Here is an 18,690-nt window from a genome sequence, read left to right as displayed (position 1 = left end):
GCGAAAAGCTTGAGCTAGAGATAATGGCGAGGTCGAACGGGGTGGACAAGCAAAGTGCCACCACCCCTCCCCTAGACCTTCGTAGTAGAGCGACCGCAACCCAGCCAAGTGAGGCCTATCGACTAACCGATTTTCACACTACCCCCAGTGCCCGCCTCACGAAGCTCTGGTCGACGAACCCCATGAACTCCCAGGCCTGCTCGTTCTGCCGCAGGTGATCAGCCAACTCATCCACACCGGCACCTTCCGGGAACTCCAGCAACTCAGAGATGCGGTGCAATGTCTGGATTGGGATACCGATCTCTTCTAGCGCATTCACCCCAGGCGGAAGATGAAGGTTCTCAAAGCCCATCCTGACGTAGCTGTAGTCAATCTTGTTGCGGATACCCTTCTTGGTCGCGTGCAAGCGAACCACGTCTTCCAGCAGTCCCAGCACCTTAGGAATGGTGTAGCCGAAGGTGTTGCTCACCAGCTTCAGGTCGTTGTTGAGCCCACTGGAAAGGGTCAGCTTCTCATCAGCTTTATTCCGTTTTTGCCCCGTCCTGACCCGTTTTTCATCATCCTTGATCCGTTGTTTGGTGTATTCGATCTGGCCTTTCAGGTATTCCGAGTAGCTCTCTGCTATCTGATAGTTCGTCAGCTTGGCCAATATGTTATCGGGGGTTTTGGTCTGCAGCCCATTTGTGGAAAACGCCCTAGGCACGAGCTTGCTGCAGATCGTGGCCAAGGTGGTCAGAAAGCCTGGCGCTGGCGACCAATGGAACACGAGGGACTCGAAGTCGTCCTCGCTGAGCATCTCTACCATGCTGTAGAGCTGCTCGAACTGTTCCATCCTGAAGTATGAGTGCTTCTTGACCAGGTCGATGGAAAAACGATCCTGCGCGAATGCAGCTTCAAACCTGTCCTGGGAGTATTCGAACAAATGATCAGGCTGTGCGCTGGCAAGCAGGTTGAGTGGAGTGTCCTCATCCTGAACTCCCAGAGGCACATCGACCTCCTGATTCAGGTTGTCCTCTGGAACATCTTCCAGGCAGAAGACCTTGCCTACGAAATGGATGCCCATCCGGCCCGCACGGCCCTTGATGTTGCCATGGGTAAATTTGTCGATCCCACGGGTGCCGTTACGGTTGTCGAAGATGACAACGTTCTTCGCAACTGTGTTCACCCCCTCAATGATGGTGGCGGTGCACAGTAAAAACCGAAGGTCGCCGGCATTGAAGCGGTCTGCCGTGTACTGCTGCAGCGCCCTAGGGAGACCGCCAAAATGCAGGCCAATGCCGTTCCTGAGGGCATAGGTGTAGTCCCACTCTGGATCAAACTCCTCGGCAACCCAGTCAATGTGCTCACTCTGGAATGGCTGACCATACCCAAGCCGGACGAGTTCGCGCGCGACCTTACCGGCCACGCTGGATGACTTGCAGTAGATGATCGTGGCACCTTTGCACTGGGGCGCAATAGTCGCCAGCATTTCCAGCTTGCCTTCCTCGTCATTGGCATCCACACCGAACGTCTGCACATCGACAGCCACGGTGTTGAAGTCGGCGGAAATGAACGTGTGTTCGTACCCCAGCTCCGTCAGACCCCGAATGCTGTTGATGAAGGGCCCGGTGAGGTAGAACTGCTTGGACACCTTCAGCAACTTGCTAAGTGCAATATTCAGCTCAATGACCCGCTCGTCCTTGTAGTCGGTGGTGCCATTTTTAAGCTGCTGGAAGGCCAGCTTGTAGAATTCGTCGATAACGAACAGGTCGATGTCCTTGATGTCATCCCGCTCGTTGACCCGCTCCTGGGTCAGTACGTACACGACCCTCTCGCTGCGGCACTCTTGCGAGCTATGGTGGATGATCTGATACACCTCACCGAAGCGCTCCTGAAGACGTCTTCGCGTTTCGTCAGCCAAAGCAACCGTGGGTACCACTAAGACGACCCGATTGAAGCGACCTAACCCTAGCAGTGAGTCGACGATGGCACTCTTGCCCATGCTGGTGGGCGCACTGAGCACTACGTTACGACCCGCCTTGAGCAGGTCGAAGATCCGGAACTGCATCGAATGGAAAACGAAATCATCCGAGAACGGCGTTCGGTACACATCGAGTGCAAACCGGTCACCTTGGGACAGCTCAGAAAACTCTTTCTTCAGGTAAGGGAAAAGCCCAGCCTTCCTGACCATGTTGCGCAGGATGCCAGCGTGGCCAGCAAATTTGTCTCGGGCATCGAGGGCCCGTATCGTCAGGTCTCTACCCAAAGAGGTGGAGACTGGGTTGGACAGGAGGGAGTTGACCGCTGACAGGTAGCGGAATGCTGAGAATCCATCACTGCCCAAGCTCAGCTTTGCTGCATCGTAAATTTCGGTCACACGGCCTCCCTGACCTTCTTGTCGACCAACTGGGTCAACGTCTCCAAACTCGGAGCTGGGTAGATAAACACATCGATTGTGAGCTCTGCGAACGTCGGGTCGTGTTCCAGGTCATCAACAAAAGCTTCGAAGAGGGCTGCCGTTTCTTGCTCCAGGTCATCCTCATGCCCCGATGTCTCGGGGTCAGTGAGTAGCGTCGAGTCGTACCCAATGAACAGCACGAACCGGAATCGATCCAAATGGGCGTCGAATGGGTTGCTCTCGTCCAGGATGGCATCAATGTCGTGGGACAGTAGGTAGTCGTCATCCTTGATGTCGAGGATTTTGCCCCGAGCATCGCCGAAACAATTGCCGATCTCCTCATAGAGCTGTGCGCGGATCTCAGTCAGCCGTTTGGTGATGTTGGATGCCGTCACAAGCTCACTGAAACCGACCCACAGCTGATCGCCCTCCGGGTCTCGCCGAACGATATGGACGTTTTCAAGGATCTTTTCTTCATCCTCGCCCTGGAGGTAAAGCAAGCATGGGATTGGCTGGCTGGCATGCATCTGCCGAATCGTGGCATGCAAAAGCACCCGCCCGAGGAAGGAACGGACGTCTGCCATGGAGGCGAACACCATTTTCTTAAGGCGCTGCCCCTGCTCGACCATGGACAGCTTGTGGATGTCTGCCAGCTCATTGGGACGGAGGAAGACTTCATCCAGCCATTTGCATACGTTGTCGACGATGTGCTTGTAGCGGTAACGCCTCAGACTGTACTGCTGGTGCAGGACGCGGCCATTGCGCTTGGCGCATGGAGTGGACAGCGGGTTTCGAAACGGAACCAGGATATGAGGCAGGGGCCGTTTGACGTAGACCTTACGACCCGCACGCTTCTGATCCTCCTCAACATACCCCAGGAACCAGGCGTTCAAGTCGGAACGAAGGTAAGATTTTCTATCCACGGAGTGAATTCTGCGGGACAGAGCACCTTTACGGGTGACCGTGTGCAGGATCCCGCACCAGATCTCTTCCGCCGATGCCTCGGTACTCAACATAACTCCGTGAAGCTCATAGGAAGCCAACCGAATATTCCGGATGCCCAGCAGCTCAATCTCGCGCATGGTTCGGAAGACTTCCCAGCACGCAGCGTCAACCCAGGTCGCCACGTCCACCCCACTGGCAGCAACGTAATTCGATGTTTTCGAGTTGAGGTAGTCGACCAGGTCATCGCGCCCGGATTTTCCGTCGCGCTCGTCACGGTTGATGAGCAGGTATTCGAGGGTGACATTGGTCGGGTGCTCCGTGACGATCCTGAATCTCCTCGGCACGGTGAGTACTGGCTCGCAATCCATGGACTTATGCAGGATCGAGCTGCAGGGGATCTTTTTGCTGCCACCACCTGTACCGAGGACGACGAGATCGCTCCTAGCCCAGTGGGCTTTCGTGGTGGTTTTGACCTGCACGAATTCGACGAAATCATCGCAAACGACATCGATGTCGTCGGTGACTTCACAGCGGACGCGTTGAATTGTCTTGTCACGAAGCATCTGTGTGACGTAATAGGCGGCAACGCAATCCTGAAAATTGAAGCCGTGTTTGGCAGCAACTCCGCCGGCATCGTTAGGTTCCATCTCGACATCCATGGCAGCTTTGGCCATGGAATTTATGGCAATCCCCCTCGTCAGTCCAGATTATTGATGGCATTTTGACGCATGCTGCGCGGGCCAGGCAGCCTACCGACGCGTCCACCCAAGCTCGCCGATCCTGCCAGCGGGCCCATCTAGCCCCTTGGATTCGACCATTCCAGAGCGAAGGCTACGCCGGCTGATCAGAGCTGGCGCATCAGCTCCCGCACCAACCGCTCGAACTCCTCTACTGACGAGGCTTTGGCGTCCAGAGGCCGGATGCGTATGAGCTTGGTATTGGCTGCGCGGAAGATGGCGTCCTTGAGCTGGTCATTGACCTGGGCCTGGGGATCATCATGGAAGCTGCTGTCCAACTCGATGAAGTACACCGGCACGTAGCCGGCACCCACATCAAATAGGACGTTGTCGACGATGCCTTTGAAGAAGTAGGACTTGGCTTGTTCCGACAACTGACCCTTGATGGCCTGGTAATCCAGGACGCAGCTCAAGGCGACGTTAGGATAAGGGTGGTGTGTGGGGAATACCCGCCGCACCGCCTCGTAAAAGTTTTCTTCCTGCTTGGACTTGAACAAGCGGATGGTCTTTGGCTTGCCGGGCATCACGTCGGTGGCCCGAACAGTCATGTTTCCCCGAAGGCTCGCTGCCACTGCTTCCGGCTTGGCCTGAAGGAAAGACTGGATGATGTCCTTGGCCAGCGGGCGATGCTGATGGGTTTGGGCATAGTTGAGCAGTGCGGAGTGGTTGGTCTCTTGCATCAGCTTCAATCGCTCATCAACGAAGCGATCCACAAAGCCCTGGCTGAAGCCGTGCTGGTTCAACTCGATGATCAAGTTGGTGTACTCAAACTGCCTGGAGCGCTCAGCGGCGGGGAGTGGCTCGGCGAAGGCGAAGAACTCGGACTCGAAGAAGCCAGTCATCTGAGTCAGATAGGGATCTTGTACCTTGGCCTTCTTCTTCTGGTAGATGATCTTACCAATGGCCTCCCAGTCTTTCTGCGCCAACAACGTAAACCAATGCTCTCTGTCTTCCATGGCCGCGCTCCACGCTTGATGCCGAACGTCGGGCTAGGATATGGCCGTGGCTGAAGCGCGAGCAAGGTCAGGTAAGGTGAAGGTTTCGAGTACCCTGGGCAACACGCTTAACGCTGGGCTGTAGGCCACCGGAGCGCCGTGCCAGTGGCTCCCAGCGTCAACAACCCCAGAGGACAGTGCTCAATCGCCTTCCTCCTCCTCGTCCTCGTCCTCTTCCGGCTGGGGCAAGATGAAGTACCCTCCTCCCCAAATCTTGCCAGCGTAGGCAGGGTCATCATTGGGCGAATACGACTCCCAGACACTGAAGTAAGTGCTCCGCAGCCCATACTTCTCTTCCAATTTCTTGGATAACGCCAACGCGATGTCCTGGCGATTACGAAGATCGCGAAGCTCAAGAAGATCGCGACGTTCATGAACCATGCTCAGCTCCCACAAAGAAGCAAGATAACGCCCTTTGAGGTTAGGTTTGACTCGCCCAGCCTTAATCAGGGCTCTGACATAGGGCTGGTCGTTGTCTTGGAACCAGAGCCAGCAGCCACCATGTTCTCGCTCCACCTGTTTAGGCGTCGAGGCGTCGAGCATTGCTAAACGATTGCGAAAGTCATCTTGAGCAGCCGCCGCCGCCTCGCTAGAGACCTCCATACAGGATTTGAAATCAAAGCATGCCTTTGAGAAAGCCATCTGCAACTGTTCCTCGCTCAGGCCCTCCAGGCTCACCGGCAGTTGATCGCAGACTAGGATGTGATCGAAGTGACTTTCGGAAACCAGTCCCTGATCGATCAAGGTCAAGATGTCGTACTGGAGCAACCGAGCCGTCGGCATGTCGGGAACCACAATGCCAATGCCCGACCATTTTGTGTCAGTCACATTAAGGCCCGGAATCACTCCGCCTTCGAAACCATCCTCTTCGATAATCCTGATGATTCGACGGTAGCTTCTGGGATAACGCCATCGCCATTCAGGATATCCGGTAGGCGGCCAGGATGTGCCTGGGTCATCGCTGACATACCGATATTGATTATCGGCGTCATCTTCGGCCATCCCTTCAAGTGAAGCCCCATCCAGCAGGCTGGCCTTCCCGCTTGACCATTGAATTACCGGTTGGATACCGCCCTCCAACGCAACCTTCAAGGGGAAGGTGATCGCGTATTGGGTGACCACACCATCTTGGGGGCTGAAACCATCGCGCACAGCAATCAGGTCGGCCAGGTTGAAGTTCGCGAAACAGACTGCTGGGTGTTCCCCTTGAATGGTTCTCCTGCCGTCGCGGATGCCGTATGTGGGCCAAAGATGTTTCATACGCAATGCGATCCTGAGCAGCAGCCCTGCCGACCATGACTCGTCATCAGGCTGGCAATAAGAGGGGAAGGACTCAGGCACGAACTCCGGACAAGCATTACCAAAGAGATCAACATCTCGAAAATAATGAACGATTCGAGGAGCGGTACGATCATTAAAATCTTTGTCCATATTCAGCTCCTCTAGTCCGCCCACCTGAAATCTGCACAACCTCCAACCTTCTCACCACAACAGATTAACTATAACGAAATACAAAAACCTTAGACAGGGGGAAACCATACCGCAAGCATGACCATGAAATTTTTTACGCACCCAATAAATAACAGTTATGCCATAAATTGACATTCAGTCAATTTTGAAAACACCCCTCAAACACTGACTAAAGCTTGAAAAATAATTACAACCTCCAATATACCCCTTACAAGACCATGAACCTCCGCATGGATAGGAGCAGCCTCCACCTGCTCAACCTCTCAACTATCGCCCCAACTCATACATCATGGCGTATCAGCGCGTAGGCAGCACAAACTCGCCACATGCACATAATTTCGCTATCAATCCGCCACAGTTACAGGAATATTGGATTTGAGTATGATGTCTACAACCGCCCAACACCCCCAAATGGGTATCCGGCACTTATCAAATCAGAGGACACAAATGCACTCAAAAACATGCGAGTGGTTCGGACACAAATACGTATTCATCAATAATTCAACAAATGAGGCAGGCATCTACCCTGAGGAGTGCGAGAGGTGCGGGCATGGACGAACCCGTTTCGATGGGCAAACGCCAGAAAATCTACGACGTATTACTCGTGTATTGATGGCAGTTGGTGTGGTTGCTGCGCTGATGGCGTGCGGCGCTTTCGTTTACGCACGGAGCATGTAGAATCGAGGGGCTTTGACGGACGGCACTGAACGAGCTCTAACTTGATGCCTGGCGGTAGGACGAGAAGCGAATGCTCCGCCGCCAGGCCGAGCAAGCACCAAGATAGGGATAGGCATTTGCCCATCCCGATTTGACCATCCATACAATGAGCCTGACCGCTTATGCATCTTTCCGACGCGATACTCATCCTGCTGCTTGCTGAGCGCATCCACGGAACTGATCTAGGCGTACGCAACGCTGACAAAAACGTAGTCAAACGATTGCCTAGGCTCTGTATGAAAAGCCTTGATACTCGGTGATGCTGCGTTGAAAACAGCCTCGGAATGCTCATTTACAACCCGTAAACGTCGAGCGCGACCCCGGCCGTTACTCGGCTGTTTTCGCCTTGCCTGACCTTCGTCTCAAGGCTTTTCATACAGAGCCTAGAGCCAAGCGGGACGTAATCTACAACATCATTGCACACCCCAAGCCAAGGGACTTGCTCCGGCACATTGCCCAGCACCTTGACGACTGAATGAAACCGAACGGCAGCATTCCGCACTAGGGTTACTGCTCGAAGGGATCAGGATAACTTAATTATTCGCAAGTTAACCTACTGCTTTTCCTCACCAAGACCTGTTTGCCCTCAACACTCCACGCTCACCGCCCAAATCAATTCATCAAATAATACTCGCACTCCAAAGCTAATTCACACCTATTGAAAATAGCCCAATTAACCAAATAATACTGCTTCAATCGACAACCCGAACCACCCAACTAAAAAAACACTTAGGGCACCTTGACATACCCAACCAACTGGACTTCATTTAATAGGCACCCAGCCATTCCATGGTACAACCATGATCTACTCACGAGTCCTTCAGGTAGAACACGAGCAGCCAAAGAACGAATATGGCCAGGGCTCCTATACCGTTTTCAACTTAATCCAGCCATACAAGATAGATCTCAAGAAAGCGCGGGACGTTCAAATTCAGACCATCGCAGTCCTGTGGAATGACCAAATCGATACGCGTATCATTGCAATGATTGAGCGTGGACTGATCGAAGGTGTACTTTCTCCCGTCATCCTTCTTCAAACCACCCAAGGGATTCTGAATGTTGTGCACAGCAGCCAAATGAACCCGGATGTTCAACCTCGCTTTGAGCAGGCGTGGAATGAAATCGCCGGAAGTGCTTGGCATGACGAATGGACTACGGATTTCATCCGAGACTCGGAAGCAAATTCTACTTATGAAGGTGGTCGAATATTCCGTGCTTATGCCCATGACATCTTGACCAACCATGAATTGGGCGTCCGCAAATTCACAAGTGAAATGTTTCTACACTATGAAGATTGGACACCTGAAAAAGTTTTTGGATCATTTCCGCAAGAGGCTGGGATCGGAGAGCGTAAAGATGGAGACTTAGACTTCTTTGATGATGACATTATTTTCTAGGAGCTCACATGAACACCTCTCCCTTTCACGCCTATGAAGACATTCTGATTCACGGCAAATATGGGACTGCTTATCGCCTGCAGGATGCTGTGATCTCGCTATACAACCCCCACAAGTACAGCTTCAACAGGGACAACCACTGGGGCGGTTTCGACACCCATCATCGCGAAATCTACGAAAAGCTGATCAGCTGGTTCCATGAGCATGGTCGTAGCGAGCCCACCGTCGAGGCCATTTGCAGCTCAATCATTGCTCAACGTGAGAAGGATGCCTCCAAGTGCTTAGCAGAGCTAAAGGCAATCCAGGCAATGAACCCCGAAAGCTACCCTGCGGAAGATGGCCTCTCCGGCGAGGATAATTATCGAGGCCAGCTCGCACTCCTTGAATACCACGTGGGCAAGTATCGCCACGAAGGCTTTCTTGGCTAAACAGTCACCCTAAGGGCAAGCGGAGACACTGTCATGACCGATAAATACAAGCCAACCCCCGCCGAGCTTGCAGCGTTGGAAAAAATGCTTGGCCACAAACCCACCAGTCACACCCTTCAATACATCAAAGGCCTCATCAAAGCTCCCGCCGAGAAGAAAGTGACCCTCCATTAGCGGCGGATCCTCACTGCGATCCGCCGGCATGCTCTTTTTGCCAAGGCCATCCAACCGCTGAATCAGCGATTTCTGACCTACATGAGGCACCTCCGTGGCACCGGTTTTGGCTGGGGTGGTGGCAACTACCTCCAGTTGAGTTGCGAGGCATAGGCTATTCGCTCGAAGCTTGAAGGCCATAGCACAGAATACGAACCGGGAAACACCGTAGCACACAGCGGCCTAGCAACAGTATTCGATGAGCAGCTGAGAACTTAGGAGATCGTAATGATCAAACATAGCTCGTATGTGACCGACGCTGTTTCTTTGCTAAATGAACTTGGCGTTTACAGAACGCCTGCAGGCACTTGGGCATTCACCGACGTTCAAACGGCAAGCTCATGCTACATACACCACTCTCAAACGCCCGTAGCCGTGGCCGCCTATGCATCTGTTGACCCCATCTTTGCGGCAGGTCGCATCCCGGACTACGCACTTGTTGACCTGGTCGATAAAACGCCATGCATGGATGGAGTTGAATACACTGCCCTAGCCATGATCTGTGGTGCTGAGCCTCCAATCCTCCCATCGGCAGACTTACGAGGCGAGATTTTTGGCAATACCGCGTGGCGGATCGTCGATGAGTACCAACTGGAAAGTTGCTTCATCCAGGTCACCCCCTATGGCTCCCAAGGCCGCCATTTCACCATGCGGCCACAGGGATACGATTATCAGCACTCACTACCAATACCCTCTCTGCTGAAGGCAATGCGCAAGTCCTACAGATCGATGGAGCCCGTTCAACAGATCATGGTTCTGACATTACTGCATCTGTATCTCTCAGGGCCGGACAAAATTTTCCTAACGGGCGGGTGTCCGACCCGAATCCTTGCTGCGAGGGCTTTTGAAGTCCTTCGTAGAGACGACCAGGCATTGAAGACCTGGGCACAACTCGTGTGCCATTACGCCGGCTGGTGATCTCCCTGGATTGGATAGTGAGGCGGGAACGCATGCTGCTTAGGGTATGTGAGATCCGGCTGTGAACGCTGACCAAAAACATCGACGGACTGTTGGTGCTCCACAATCCGTTTGCTCGCCATTCACTGCCCCATGAGCTGCTCAGCCACCCTCGACTGAATTACCAGTTAGCCTGATTCTCAACACCGCCCCTTGTTGCACTCAGGGGCGGGTGTGATCTCCGGACGCTTACGCTGATGCTCACTGCGATCCGCCGGCATGCTCTTTCTTGCCAAGACCACCCAACCGCTGAGTCAGCGATTTCTGACCTACATGAGGCACCTCCGTGGCACCGGTTTTGGCTGGGGGGGTAGCAACTACCTCCAGTTGAGTTGCGAGGCATAGGCCGTTCGCCGGAAGCTTGACGGTGTCTTGGGCTCCCGCCCAGGACACCCTCATTTCAGGAGCTTCTATGAGTCGTATTCGATCCACGTTCGCCCGGCTGTTTGCCTACCCGTCCAGGAACCAAGCATTGTTTGCGATCGCTGCATGGCCCGTGATGTATGCACTGGGTTGCTGGCAAACCCCACAAATCGCTGAATTCCTGAAGTCCCTGGGACTTGAGGTCAGCATGTGGCAGGTGTTCCAGGCGGGTTTCGGCGCTTACACGCTGCTTTTGATTCACCATCGCAAATTCAACCGTCGCCACTTCGAGCGTAACGCTGCTGACATCGATCGCTATCAACGGTTGAAGGTGCTCAAGCAGCGATTGGCGACTACGGGCCTGGCGGGTACAGGGATGCACGCCATGGTGCTCCACGAGATGTCCGCACTGAGTAAGCGATTGGGCTACTTGGTCGAGGCTGATGATTTCTATCGCAAGCTTCGAAACCTGAATGGCGTGTTTCGCCGCGTGCACAGCGAACTCAAGCAGCGCTGAGACCTAGGGTGAAGGGGGAAAGGACTCCCCCGCCACTTCACGCTGCGTCAGGGTCATTGACTCGCTCCAGCCTACCCTTGATTGCAACCACCAGGTCGACGCAACCTCTGGCCCTAGTCGCGCTAGAATCGTGGATTGATCCTCCGGTGGCAGAGCTTACGCCGGGGGATGCCAACTGCTTTGAACATCACAGGGTGAACAAATGGAAGCGGACAACTCGATGGTTGGATCAGTCGAAGCAGGCATCAGGGAAATCATAGATCGGCTGGAGAACGCCGAAGGCGATCACGAGTTGCGTAGCCTGCTGCAAACCGCTGGAAAGGATGATTTCGCCCTGATCGGTGAGCTCGTTCAGACGTATTGCGTTGCGGATGCTCTGTGTCGCGGGGTGACTGCCATGCTTCAAGAGCATCGGCTGGGCACCCCAAGCCCTACCGCGTATTCGCTCAACGATACTGATGTGCTGCGACACCTCAAAACAGAGGCCGAGCTTACAGGGGCCGCAGTCAACAAGGCTGGGATCATCTCAGCGGTTGAAACCATCGAACTGCACAGGGTGTTCCGGCATACCTTTTCTCATTGGGTCGTCCAACGGTACGTGGATGGGCGCCACTTCGTGGCACTCTCAAAGAGCGCACGGGATGCAAAGAAGCGCGACGATATCGCTCTGCAGTACGGCGAGGCAAAGCTGATGGTGTTCCCTATCGATGATCTCAAGAGCGAGCTGGCCAAGATCAAGCACCAGTGCAAATTTTTAACGGAAGTTCACGCCTACCTTGAAGGCACTTCAGCCACTTCCGCATGAACCTATGCTCGGTGAGGCTGAGTGACCTGGTTGCCCCGCCACCTCTGGACAGGGTCATCCCTTGGAGCTAGTCAGAGGTCGGACAGGAGCGCCTTGAATCGCCCTGGCACTCATGACGTGGCTCCCCTGGCAATTTGATTGGACGTCAATAATGTCTCACCAGCCCTCATTTTGCCTCAGCCGAGGTGTGAAGCAGTTTTGACTAGCAGCTTGAAGGACTTCACCCATGCCTATTGATCTTTTTGCTCACCAAATCGATGTCGATGCTCAGCATCCCATCTTCAAGATGATGAACGAAGCCCCCTATGCGCCCGAGCGCAATGTCTTGGCTCAATGGGCTGAGGGCTTCGAAGACCGTGACGGTAAGTTTGTGACAGAACTGCAAACGACCTTCGAGTCGTCATTCTGGGAGCTTTACCTGTTTGCCGCGCTCAAGGAATTGGGCTTACCAATCGACCTTAGTCATCATGCGCCCGACTTCGCGGTGGAGGGGGAAGTGCCCTTCTGCCTGGAAGCGACGATTGCAAAACCGCCGGCTGGCGGAGAGCCTGCATATGGCTTTCCTATGGCCGCGCCGCCTAAGGACTTTACCGATTTCAACATCGAGTCGACCCTGCGGATCTGCAACAGCTTCGATGCCAAGGTCAAAAAATATCGGAAAAGCTACCTCAGCCATGCCCACGTTGAAGACAAACCCTTCGTCATTGGCATCGCGTCGTTCGACAGACCGCATTCCCATTTCGCATCCGGACGTCCGATCCTTGCAGCGTTGTATGGGCTTTACCACGACGAGGCGGCGACCAAACCGGGCGATACCCACGTCGCGTCATACAACGTCACAGCAGCCCCTAAAAATGCCAACACCAACATCGAGGTTGGACTGTTTTGCGACGATTCATACGCGGAGGTATCAGCGGTTGTATATAGCTGCCTCGCCACCTGGGGGAAGCTGAGAGCTCTGGCTGATAATCCTGAAGCACCGTCCGTGTACACCACCTTGCACCCTAATCCTGGAAGCCTGATTCCAGTGGTGCGGACTACCCCGAAACGAGACTACACAGAGCACCTCATGGACGGACTGATGGTGCTCCACAATCCGTTTGCTCGCCACCCCCTGCCCCATGGGCTGCTCAGCCATCCTCGACTGTGCGAAGTAAGGGTTGCTGATGATGGAGAGCTCATCATGGATTCCCCAGATGACTTTCTGCTCTTGAGGATGTTGCAAAGCATCAAGCTCACTTAAGGGCTGACCAGCCACATACGGCTGGTCGCTTCAAGTGCCTGCCCTTCAGATCCCCGGTATCCTCCCAGACCAGATGAAGCGGGCTTCGATCCGCTGTTGTTAAAGGCAATCCAGATGTCCGTCAAATTCATTCTCTTCGACGCCTTCGGCACCTTGCTTTGAATTCCGCAGGGCAGGCACCCCTATCGCATGATTTTGAAAGAAGGCATCCGACAAGGGCGTAGACCTTAACCGAACGATTTACACCAGGCCATGACACGCAGCCTGAGCCTGGAGGAAGCGGCGGAGCTTTTCGGGATTAGGATTCGGCCTGATCTCATGACCGAAATCCAAGGTGCGCTGGACGCTGATCTAAATAGTATCGAGCCGTTTGATGATGGGTTGCGGGCAGTGGAAATGCTGTAGGCCGAAGGTATCAAGATCGCCGCTGCCTCCAATCTCGCTGCACCGTATGGAGAACCTGTACGGCGACTGCAGCCGACAAAACATAGGCGGAATATCAGGGCCAGACCAGCGCTGATTAAATCAGAATCATTACTCCTCAAATTGGAAATTCAACTTTTAGCTCGCCTATCAAGCCGCAGTGATAGTCGCGCCGCTTCATAGAAGCATACTTCCCTTTTTCCATCAGCAACTGATACCAACCATGGTTTGGTATCGCACTCAGGTGGATTACCAAACTTCTTTTGAGCCTCGCAAGCTCCACGATAAGGACAAGCCGACACTTCGAGATCTCCGGTATTTGCTAGCTGTCCGCTTTTACGGAAGTGCTGCTGGAGATAATGAATTGCCGCCTGCAATACTGCAAGTTGATGATGATCTCCAGGCTCAAGGTCAGCAACGCTTCCCAAGGCACCAATCCACTCGATGTTCGCACTCCCGTCAGACTTTTCTTGACAAATTTGGCGCTCTAGGAGATTCACCGTAACGTTTCTAAACTCTTCAGGTGATAAATGCTTCTGAGCAAACAAATGCTCCATCAAGGGTTTCGACAACCGAAGTTGCAGGCCTTTTTCTATCAGTCTTCCATAAAGCTCAACAGCAGGATACAAGTCAGCCGACCCCGCCAGAATTGACTTAATTTCATCTGCATGAGAGCCATTCGATCTGGTTGCGTTTTCACGAAACTTTTCTAGCACTCTCCCCGCAACACTTATAGTTTCAGCTATCTGAGCATCACCCTTTAGTTTGTCACTCTTCAGCGCAGAGCAGAGTTCAAAAAACGTGTCAGCAACATGATGACTCAACAAAGAGAAGTTACCCAATAAAACTCTTTCGTAAATCGTTGTCTCATGACCCACGAAATGCTCAATCAACGGCCTATAGGCCAAATAAGGGTAGCTAGGAGTATGTGCATCTAACACCTGTACAGGTATGCCAGCAAGTCGACGCTGTTCCCGTTCGATTTCGTAAGCTACACCTTCAGATATAAAGTCCAACCCTGGGCGAAGTGTCAGATCAAACTTAGAGCTCTTTGATTTTGCCGTTATCGATAAGGATTTGACATTCAAGGTACCTATATGTCCTTCGAACGCATGAGAGAGCGGAACGGTTTCTGACCGCAAATCACCAAAAGTCCACTCTTCAATAACTGGCCACTTGAAAGTTTCATCAGCAGGAATTCCGTCAACTGAACCCCGCGCATTGATCATGACCTTGAATGCTAACGCGAGATTCTCGCTTTCAGCAGTCTGAGAATCTAATGAAGCACTATACCACCCTCGCTCGTCAGTATTATTCACAAAAGGAACGACCAACCAAAAGCATGCCAGCATCGCCTCTAGGCCAGCAGTAGTCGAAAGATTGTGTAGGTAGTGAGTGTATTCGTGAGCATGAAGCGAAACGGCACCTGGAAAAGGATCTTCCCCGTCCGGCTCCATATCCCCATCGCTGCTTATACGTGTAAGGAGCGAATGAACTCGATAAGTACCCAACTTTCCTGCGTTCAGAACTTCTCTGTCATGATATTCGGACATCTACGCCTCCCGCGTTATCTGGGCTCAAATCCATGCGCGCCGAATATACATCAGCTTGATGCCACCTGATAAGCGAAAACTACAAAATGCTCTGCACTCAAAATTGATAATTATTTGCAAATAGCCAATAATCCCGGCGCAATTCCTTAGTTTTTTTTGTAAGGCATTAGAAACAAATGAGCCGCACTTCGGCGGCTCTAGAAACTATATGAAACCAACCTTCTGGATGCAGATCTAGGCCCCCGCCACGCCAGAAAAGATAGAGGGGCTTGAGCCAGGAGCGCTGCGATGAAACCCGCCCAAGGCGTGAGCCCCATCTCCCCATGCGCAACAAGTGCACTGCCCGAAACCTCACCCTGGGAATTCCCAAGGTTGAACACCGAAATGTTGAGCGCTGAGGCGAAGTCGACGGCGTTCGGTGTGAACCGCTCTGCAGTAGCAAGCATTCCGCTTTGCACAGCCGGCGAAATGCCCAATGCGAGCCCATCCCACACGAACAACAACAGGATGGTCGGGATCTGGATATGCATCACCTAGCCTAGAATCGCAAGCACCACCGCCAACGAGACCAAAAGTCAGCGCAGAGCCGCTCTCCATCCGAACCTTGAAGCGATCCGCCCACCCAGGAGATTACCAACTAGGGTTGCGCCACCGAACACGATCAATAGCAAACTCGCGGTTGGCCCCGAGAAAAACGCGTCGGAACTCCTCTTTGAAACCTCTGAGCGAGCAGGCGGGGCGCGTCACAATCGGTAGATCCCGCCTATCTCAACGCCGGTGATGGATACCCAGCATCTGACCAGCGTTCGAGCCGCAGCTACTTGCGCCCAAATGCAGGATCTGAAGAGTCAGGGATTCAAGCAAGTCGATGTCGCGAAAGAACTGGGCATTCCAAGGACTACAGTGCAACGGCACTGGCACTGAAGCCCCTCGACCTTCTGGATCACGTGTAGAAAGCCAACTGATCTAAGGTCAGGATGACTTGGAGCGCCTTGACCAGCGTGTAGCTTTCACTTCCTGCATCTCCGTGGCCCACCAGATGCCGAGAGACTGCGCCTTCTGTGAGGTTGTCCGGGTCGTAGTTGGCGAACATGTAATTGAGCAGGTAGCGGTTAAATTCCGTTGTGAGAAACAGGGTACCAGGGCCCCCGGTACGCTTTTCTGCGCTCTCAATTGCAAAGGCTAAAAGCGCCTTGGTCTTGCCGGCCTTGCCGGTGTGAGCACGATACGCCACGTTCAAAATCCCTTCGATCTCAGTCACTAGGATTTTGATGGCCGTGATCGGTCTGCCCTGAAGAAACGCATCGACACCTTCCTTCAGCAAAGCTTCTTTGACTGCGAAATGCGGTTTGGCCAACCAACGGGAGAGCATGTGATCAAGCCGCGCTCGGTCAAACTGGGCGACAATCGATAACTCGACTTCGTCCAGGCCAAGACCGCCAGCGTGGAGAACAAGGATGTCGGTAAATTCTCGATGGAGAATCTCTGCAAAGGGAAACCATCCCTGGGCCATCAGCCGATCCAAGCTGTCAGCATTGCCAACAGCTTGGTAGAGGTGCCGGAAACTGAGCTGCCTATAGAGCCGCCCCAATTCTCGGCCCAAGACCTCCATGTCTAACTCACCTGAGGGGTTCATATCGAAAACCAGTCCGAACCCCCAAGCCTCCCGCATTAAGCAAATCACCTTGTCCTGGCTACCAAACGCAACGCATGGAAATTCCAGCGCAAGCAGGTCAGCAATTTCATGCTGAAAGACAGCGGCACCAGCGACAACGTTACGCGAGACGATGCATTTCAATGCTACCGCTGCCGTATCAAGCCACAACTCGGCAGTCTGATCCGGTTTGAGCACGAGCAGGACGAACTTGAAAGCACTGATATCAGCAGTTGCGGGCGATCCAGCACCCCAGGCTCGGATCATGCCTGCAATCGACTCAGCTAGACGGTGAAAGCCAGGTTCATCGGAAGTGATGGCCAGGCGCGTGAAGATCTTGACCTCCTGCCCCTTACCTGCGGTTTCAGCAGAAAAACCACAGAGCTCTTCTACCCGTGCAAACCTGATAGGTTCGCCGACATTTTCAATGCTCACCTCTGGCAGAGGCTGGTCATCGTATCGCACGCCTGATGTCATCGTGACTTCCCCCGTCGGACATGGTCGGCTAGCAACCGAGTAGTTCAGAAAGGCGTCGCTGAGCGACCTTGGGCGCCTACTGAAGGTCAGAAGCGCCCCATGCCCTCACCGTCCACGCTACCTACTTCAACATGACCGTCGTAGTCATCGATCGCATTACGATTCTGTGCCGCCTGCTGCCCTGTAGCATCCGCACTGGACTGCTTGAAAGCGCCGGAGCTCGAAGCTGCACGCTTTAATGCCAGCTGCTCACGCATCCATTTACTTGATGAATCAAACTCTTTCATCATCGCTGCGAACTCATCATCACCACGAGCCAGGTCTATGCGGTCTTGCTTCATGGCACCTCCCCGGTGGCCTGGGTAGATCGGGTCTGCTGCTTCACTGCCCCAAATCTACCCCAAAAAGGGCATCACGCAGAATCGGCGGCGCGGCATGTTTAGTGACGAGCCGGCGCAGCAAGTACTGAATCAGGTGTGAACGAAGTCGAGAACGCATTTCGACGCACAGCTCCGACTGTCCGAAGTCGCCGTCAGGCCAGCATCTCAGCAACGCCTCCCGCAAAATCGGCAGCACCTGATGCCCAGCAGTGTTGGGATATAGGCGAGTCAAATCGTCGAAGCCAGAACTGCGCTTGTAGCCCGCCAACGCCAGGCTCAGAATCTCGCCCAGAGGATCTCCGTAGATCTGCCAGGCTATCTCCCACATCCGCTTCTCGACATCACTGTTCAAATCAAAACCCCACAACCACTTCGTCACCGCACCATGCTGCTTTCAACCGCAGCCCAACCATTATTCCAGTCCAAGGACGATCAATCATGCATGTGGAATTCGATCTTAACGGAAACGATCTAGAAGCCCTTCTACGGCACTGTGAAGCGTTTAGACCTGGCAGCGGCGACCCTCGGGAGGATCAACGATTGGCAGACGCCCTAGAGGCTCTGGAAGAAGCCCTGAGGGAGGCTAATGCATCACGATGATGCTCCGGGCTGACACAGCAGATCAATTTATCGATAACCAGGGCTAACGGTACAACCCCCTGGCTGAAAAGGCCGGGGGGATCTCAGCGAACATAGCCGGATTGGATGAGACGGGTGCAATTCCAGGCGCAGCGATTCACTCAAAAAAAATATGGAAATCTCGGTCGTTTGTATTCAAAGCGTAAGCAGAGCCTACGGCCCTAAAAACCGATCTCCCTGAACACCCCCACCTCGCCATGCGGCAAGGCAACCTAAAGGCGAAAAACCGAAGAGCAAAAGCCGGTGAGACAGGCCATTACATAGGCGTTGATCCTATATCGGGCAGTGGTGCCAACACCGTTAAAATTCTTTTGCTCTCAAATAATAAAGCTCCGTCTCGCAAAAAATTTTCAAGATGGGGTCATTTCAGGATTGTGATGGCCATCGTAAAAACCGAGAA

15 protein-coding genes are annotated in these 18,690 nt (G+C 53.5%); 7 read left to right on the top strand and 8 right to left on the bottom strand.

The features are described from left to right. Positions 1-133: 133 nt before the first annotated feature. The 4 genes from NTD88_RS26865 to NTD88_RS26850 all read right to left on the bottom strand — a co-directional run bounded on the left by NTD88_RS26865 (position 134) and on the right by NTD88_RS26850 (position 6,485). Positions 134-2,356: a DEAD/DEAH box helicase gene (locus NTD88_RS26865; RefSeq protein WP_262155386.1), complete on the bottom strand. Its 2,223-nt coding sequence runs from the start codon at positions 2,354-2,356 to the stop codon at positions 134-136. After that, positions 2,353-3,996: a dsDNA nuclease domain-containing protein gene (locus NTD88_RS26860; RefSeq protein ID WP_315975177.1), complete on the bottom strand. Its 1,644-nt coding sequence runs from the start codon at positions 3,994-3,996 to the stop codon at positions 2,353-2,355. The genes NTD88_RS26865 and NTD88_RS26860 overlap by 4 nt, the downstream gene beginning before the upstream one ends. 170 nt (positions 3,997-4,166) lie before the next feature. After that, complete coding sequence (locus NTD88_RS26855) at positions 4,167-5,015, bottom strand: DUF2726 domain-containing protein (protein ID WP_262155387.1); 849 nt, start codon at positions 5,013-5,015, stop codon at positions 4,167-4,169. A gap of 180 nt (positions 5,016-5,195) precedes the next feature. Further along, entirely contained in the window at positions 5,196-6,485 is a 1,290-nt protein-coding gene (locus NTD88_RS26850) for a DUF4427 domain-containing protein (RefSeq protein ID WP_262155388.1), read from the bottom strand. Positions 6,486-8,041: 1,556 nt separating this feature from the next. Between NTD88_RS26850 and NTD88_RS26845 the strand changes: the two genes are divergently transcribed. The 7 genes from NTD88_RS26845 to NTD88_RS26815 all read left to right on the top strand — a co-directional run bounded on the left by NTD88_RS26845 (position 8,042) and on the right by NTD88_RS26815 (position 13,164). Next, complete coding sequence (locus NTD88_RS26845) at positions 8,042-8,638, top strand: hypothetical protein (protein ID WP_262155389.1); 597 nt, start codon at positions 8,042-8,044, stop codon at positions 8,636-8,638. Between the two features lie 8 nt (positions 8,639-8,646). Further along, a complete protein-coding gene (locus NTD88_RS26840) occupies positions 8,647-9,066 on the top strand; it encodes a hypothetical protein (protein WP_262155390.1) in 420 nt (139 codons plus the stop codon). 33 nt (positions 9,067-9,099) lie between these two features. Next, entirely contained in the window at positions 9,100-9,240 is a 141-nt protein-coding gene (locus NTD88_RS26835; protein WP_262155391.1) for a hypothetical protein, read from the top strand. Between the two features lie 267 nt (positions 9,241-9,507). After that, positions 9,508-10,197: a hypothetical protein gene (locus NTD88_RS26830; protein ID WP_262155392.1), complete on the top strand. Its 690-nt coding sequence runs from the start codon at positions 9,508-9,510 to the stop codon at positions 10,195-10,197. 451 nt (positions 10,198-10,648) lie between these two features. Continuing rightward, positions 10,649-11,116 (top strand): hypothetical protein, encoded by a 468-nt coding sequence (locus tag NTD88_RS26825; RefSeq protein ID WP_262155393.1) that lies wholly within the window; start codon positions 10,649-10,651, stop codon positions 11,114-11,116. A 202-nt stretch (positions 11,117-11,318) separates the two neighbouring features. Beyond that, entirely contained in the window at positions 11,319-11,921 is a 603-nt protein-coding gene (locus NTD88_RS26820; protein WP_262155394.1) for a hypothetical protein, read from the top strand. Positions 11,922-12,147: 226 nt separating this feature from the next. Further along, positions 12,148-13,164 (top strand): glycosaminoglycan attachment site, encoded by a 1,017-nt coding sequence (locus tag NTD88_RS26815; RefSeq protein ID WP_262155395.1) that lies wholly within the window; start codon positions 12,148-12,150, stop codon positions 13,162-13,164. A gap of 554 nt (positions 13,165-13,718) precedes the next feature. On the opposite strand, the gene NTD88_RS26810 is transcribed toward NTD88_RS26815, so the two are convergent. The 4 genes from NTD88_RS26810 to NTD88_RS26795 all read right to left on the bottom strand — a co-directional run bounded on the left by NTD88_RS26810 (position 13,719) and on the right by NTD88_RS26795 (position 18,030). Then, the gene (locus NTD88_RS26810; RefSeq protein ID WP_262155397.1) at positions 13,719-15,140 is read right to left on the bottom strand and encodes a hypothetical protein; all 1,422 of its coding nucleotides are present in this window, start codon (positions 15,138-15,140) and stop codon (positions 13,719-13,721) included. A gap of 943 nt (positions 15,141-16,083) precedes the next feature. Beyond that, a complete protein-coding gene (locus NTD88_RS26805) occupies positions 16,084-17,271 on the bottom strand; it encodes a hypothetical protein (protein ID WP_262155398.1) in 1,188 nt (395 codons plus the stop codon). An 86-nt stretch (positions 17,272-17,357) separates the two neighbouring features. Continuing rightward, positions 17,358-17,612: a hypothetical protein gene (locus NTD88_RS26800; protein WP_262155399.1), complete on the bottom strand. Its 255-nt coding sequence runs from the start codon at positions 17,610-17,612 to the stop codon at positions 17,358-17,360. Positions 17,613-17,652: 40 nt separating this feature from the next. After that, positions 17,653-18,030, bottom strand: a complete 378-nt coding sequence (locus NTD88_RS26795; RefSeq protein ID WP_262155400.1) for a hypothetical protein — start codon at positions 18,028-18,030, stop codon at positions 17,653-17,655. Positions 18,031-18,690: the final 660 nt, after the last annotated feature.

It is taken from the genome of Pseudomonas sp. 20P_3.2_Bac5 (assembly GCF_025466035.1).
Lineage (GTDB): Bacteria > Pseudomonadota > Gammaproteobacteria > Pseudomonadales > Pseudomonadaceae > Aquipseudomonas.
The sequence above is the reverse complement of the archived record's forward strand: the minus strand, read 5'-3'. Positions and strand labels throughout refer to the sequence as shown.

Bases quoted from the DNA above. Each gene is read 5' to 3' on its own strand.
- NTD88_RS26860 (WP_315975177.1), bottom strand. From the start codon at position 3,996: ATGGCCAAAGCTGCCATGGATGTCGAGATGGAACCTAACGATGCCGGC.
- NTD88_RS26855 (WP_262155387.1), bottom strand. From the start codon at position 5,015: ATGGAAGACAGAGAGCATTGGTTTACGTTGTTGGCGCAGAAAGACTGG.
- NTD88_RS26850 (WP_262155388.1), bottom strand. From the start codon at position 6,485: ATGGACAAAGATTTTAATGATCGTACCGCTCCTCGAATCGTTCATTAT.
- NTD88_RS26845 (WP_262155389.1), top strand. From the start codon at position 8,042: ATGATCTACTCACGAGTCCTTCAGGTAGAACACGAGCAGCCAAAGAAC.
- NTD88_RS26840 (WP_262155390.1), top strand. From the start codon at position 8,647: ATGAACACCTCTCCCTTTCACGCCTATGAAGACATTCTGATTCACGGC.
- NTD88_RS26835 (WP_262155391.1), top strand. From the start codon at position 9,100: ATGACCGATAAATACAAGCCAACCCCCGCCGAGCTTGCAGCGTTGGAA.
- NTD88_RS26830 (WP_262155392.1), top strand. From the start codon at position 9,508: ATGATCAAACATAGCTCGTATGTGACCGACGCTGTTTCTTTGCTAAAT.
- NTD88_RS26825 (WP_262155393.1), top strand. From the start codon at position 10,649: ATGAGTCGTATTCGATCCACGTTCGCCCGGCTGTTTGCCTACCCGTCC.
- NTD88_RS26820 (WP_262155394.1), top strand. From the start codon at position 11,319: ATGGAAGCGGACAACTCGATGGTTGGATCAGTCGAAGCAGGCATCAGG.
- NTD88_RS26815 (WP_262155395.1), top strand. From the start codon at position 12,148: ATGCCTATTGATCTTTTTGCTCACCAAATCGATGTCGATGCTCAGCAT.
- NTD88_RS26810 (WP_262155397.1), bottom strand. From the start codon at position 15,140: ATGTCCGAATATCATGACAGAGAAGTTCTGAACGCAGGAAAGTTGGGT.
- NTD88_RS26805 (WP_262155398.1), bottom strand. From the start codon at position 17,271: ATGACATCAGGCGTGCGATACGATGACCAGCCTCTGCCAGAGGTGAGC.
- NTD88_RS26800 (WP_262155399.1), bottom strand. From the start codon at position 17,612: ATGAAGCAAGACCGCATAGACCTGGCTCGTGGTGATGATGAGTTCGCA.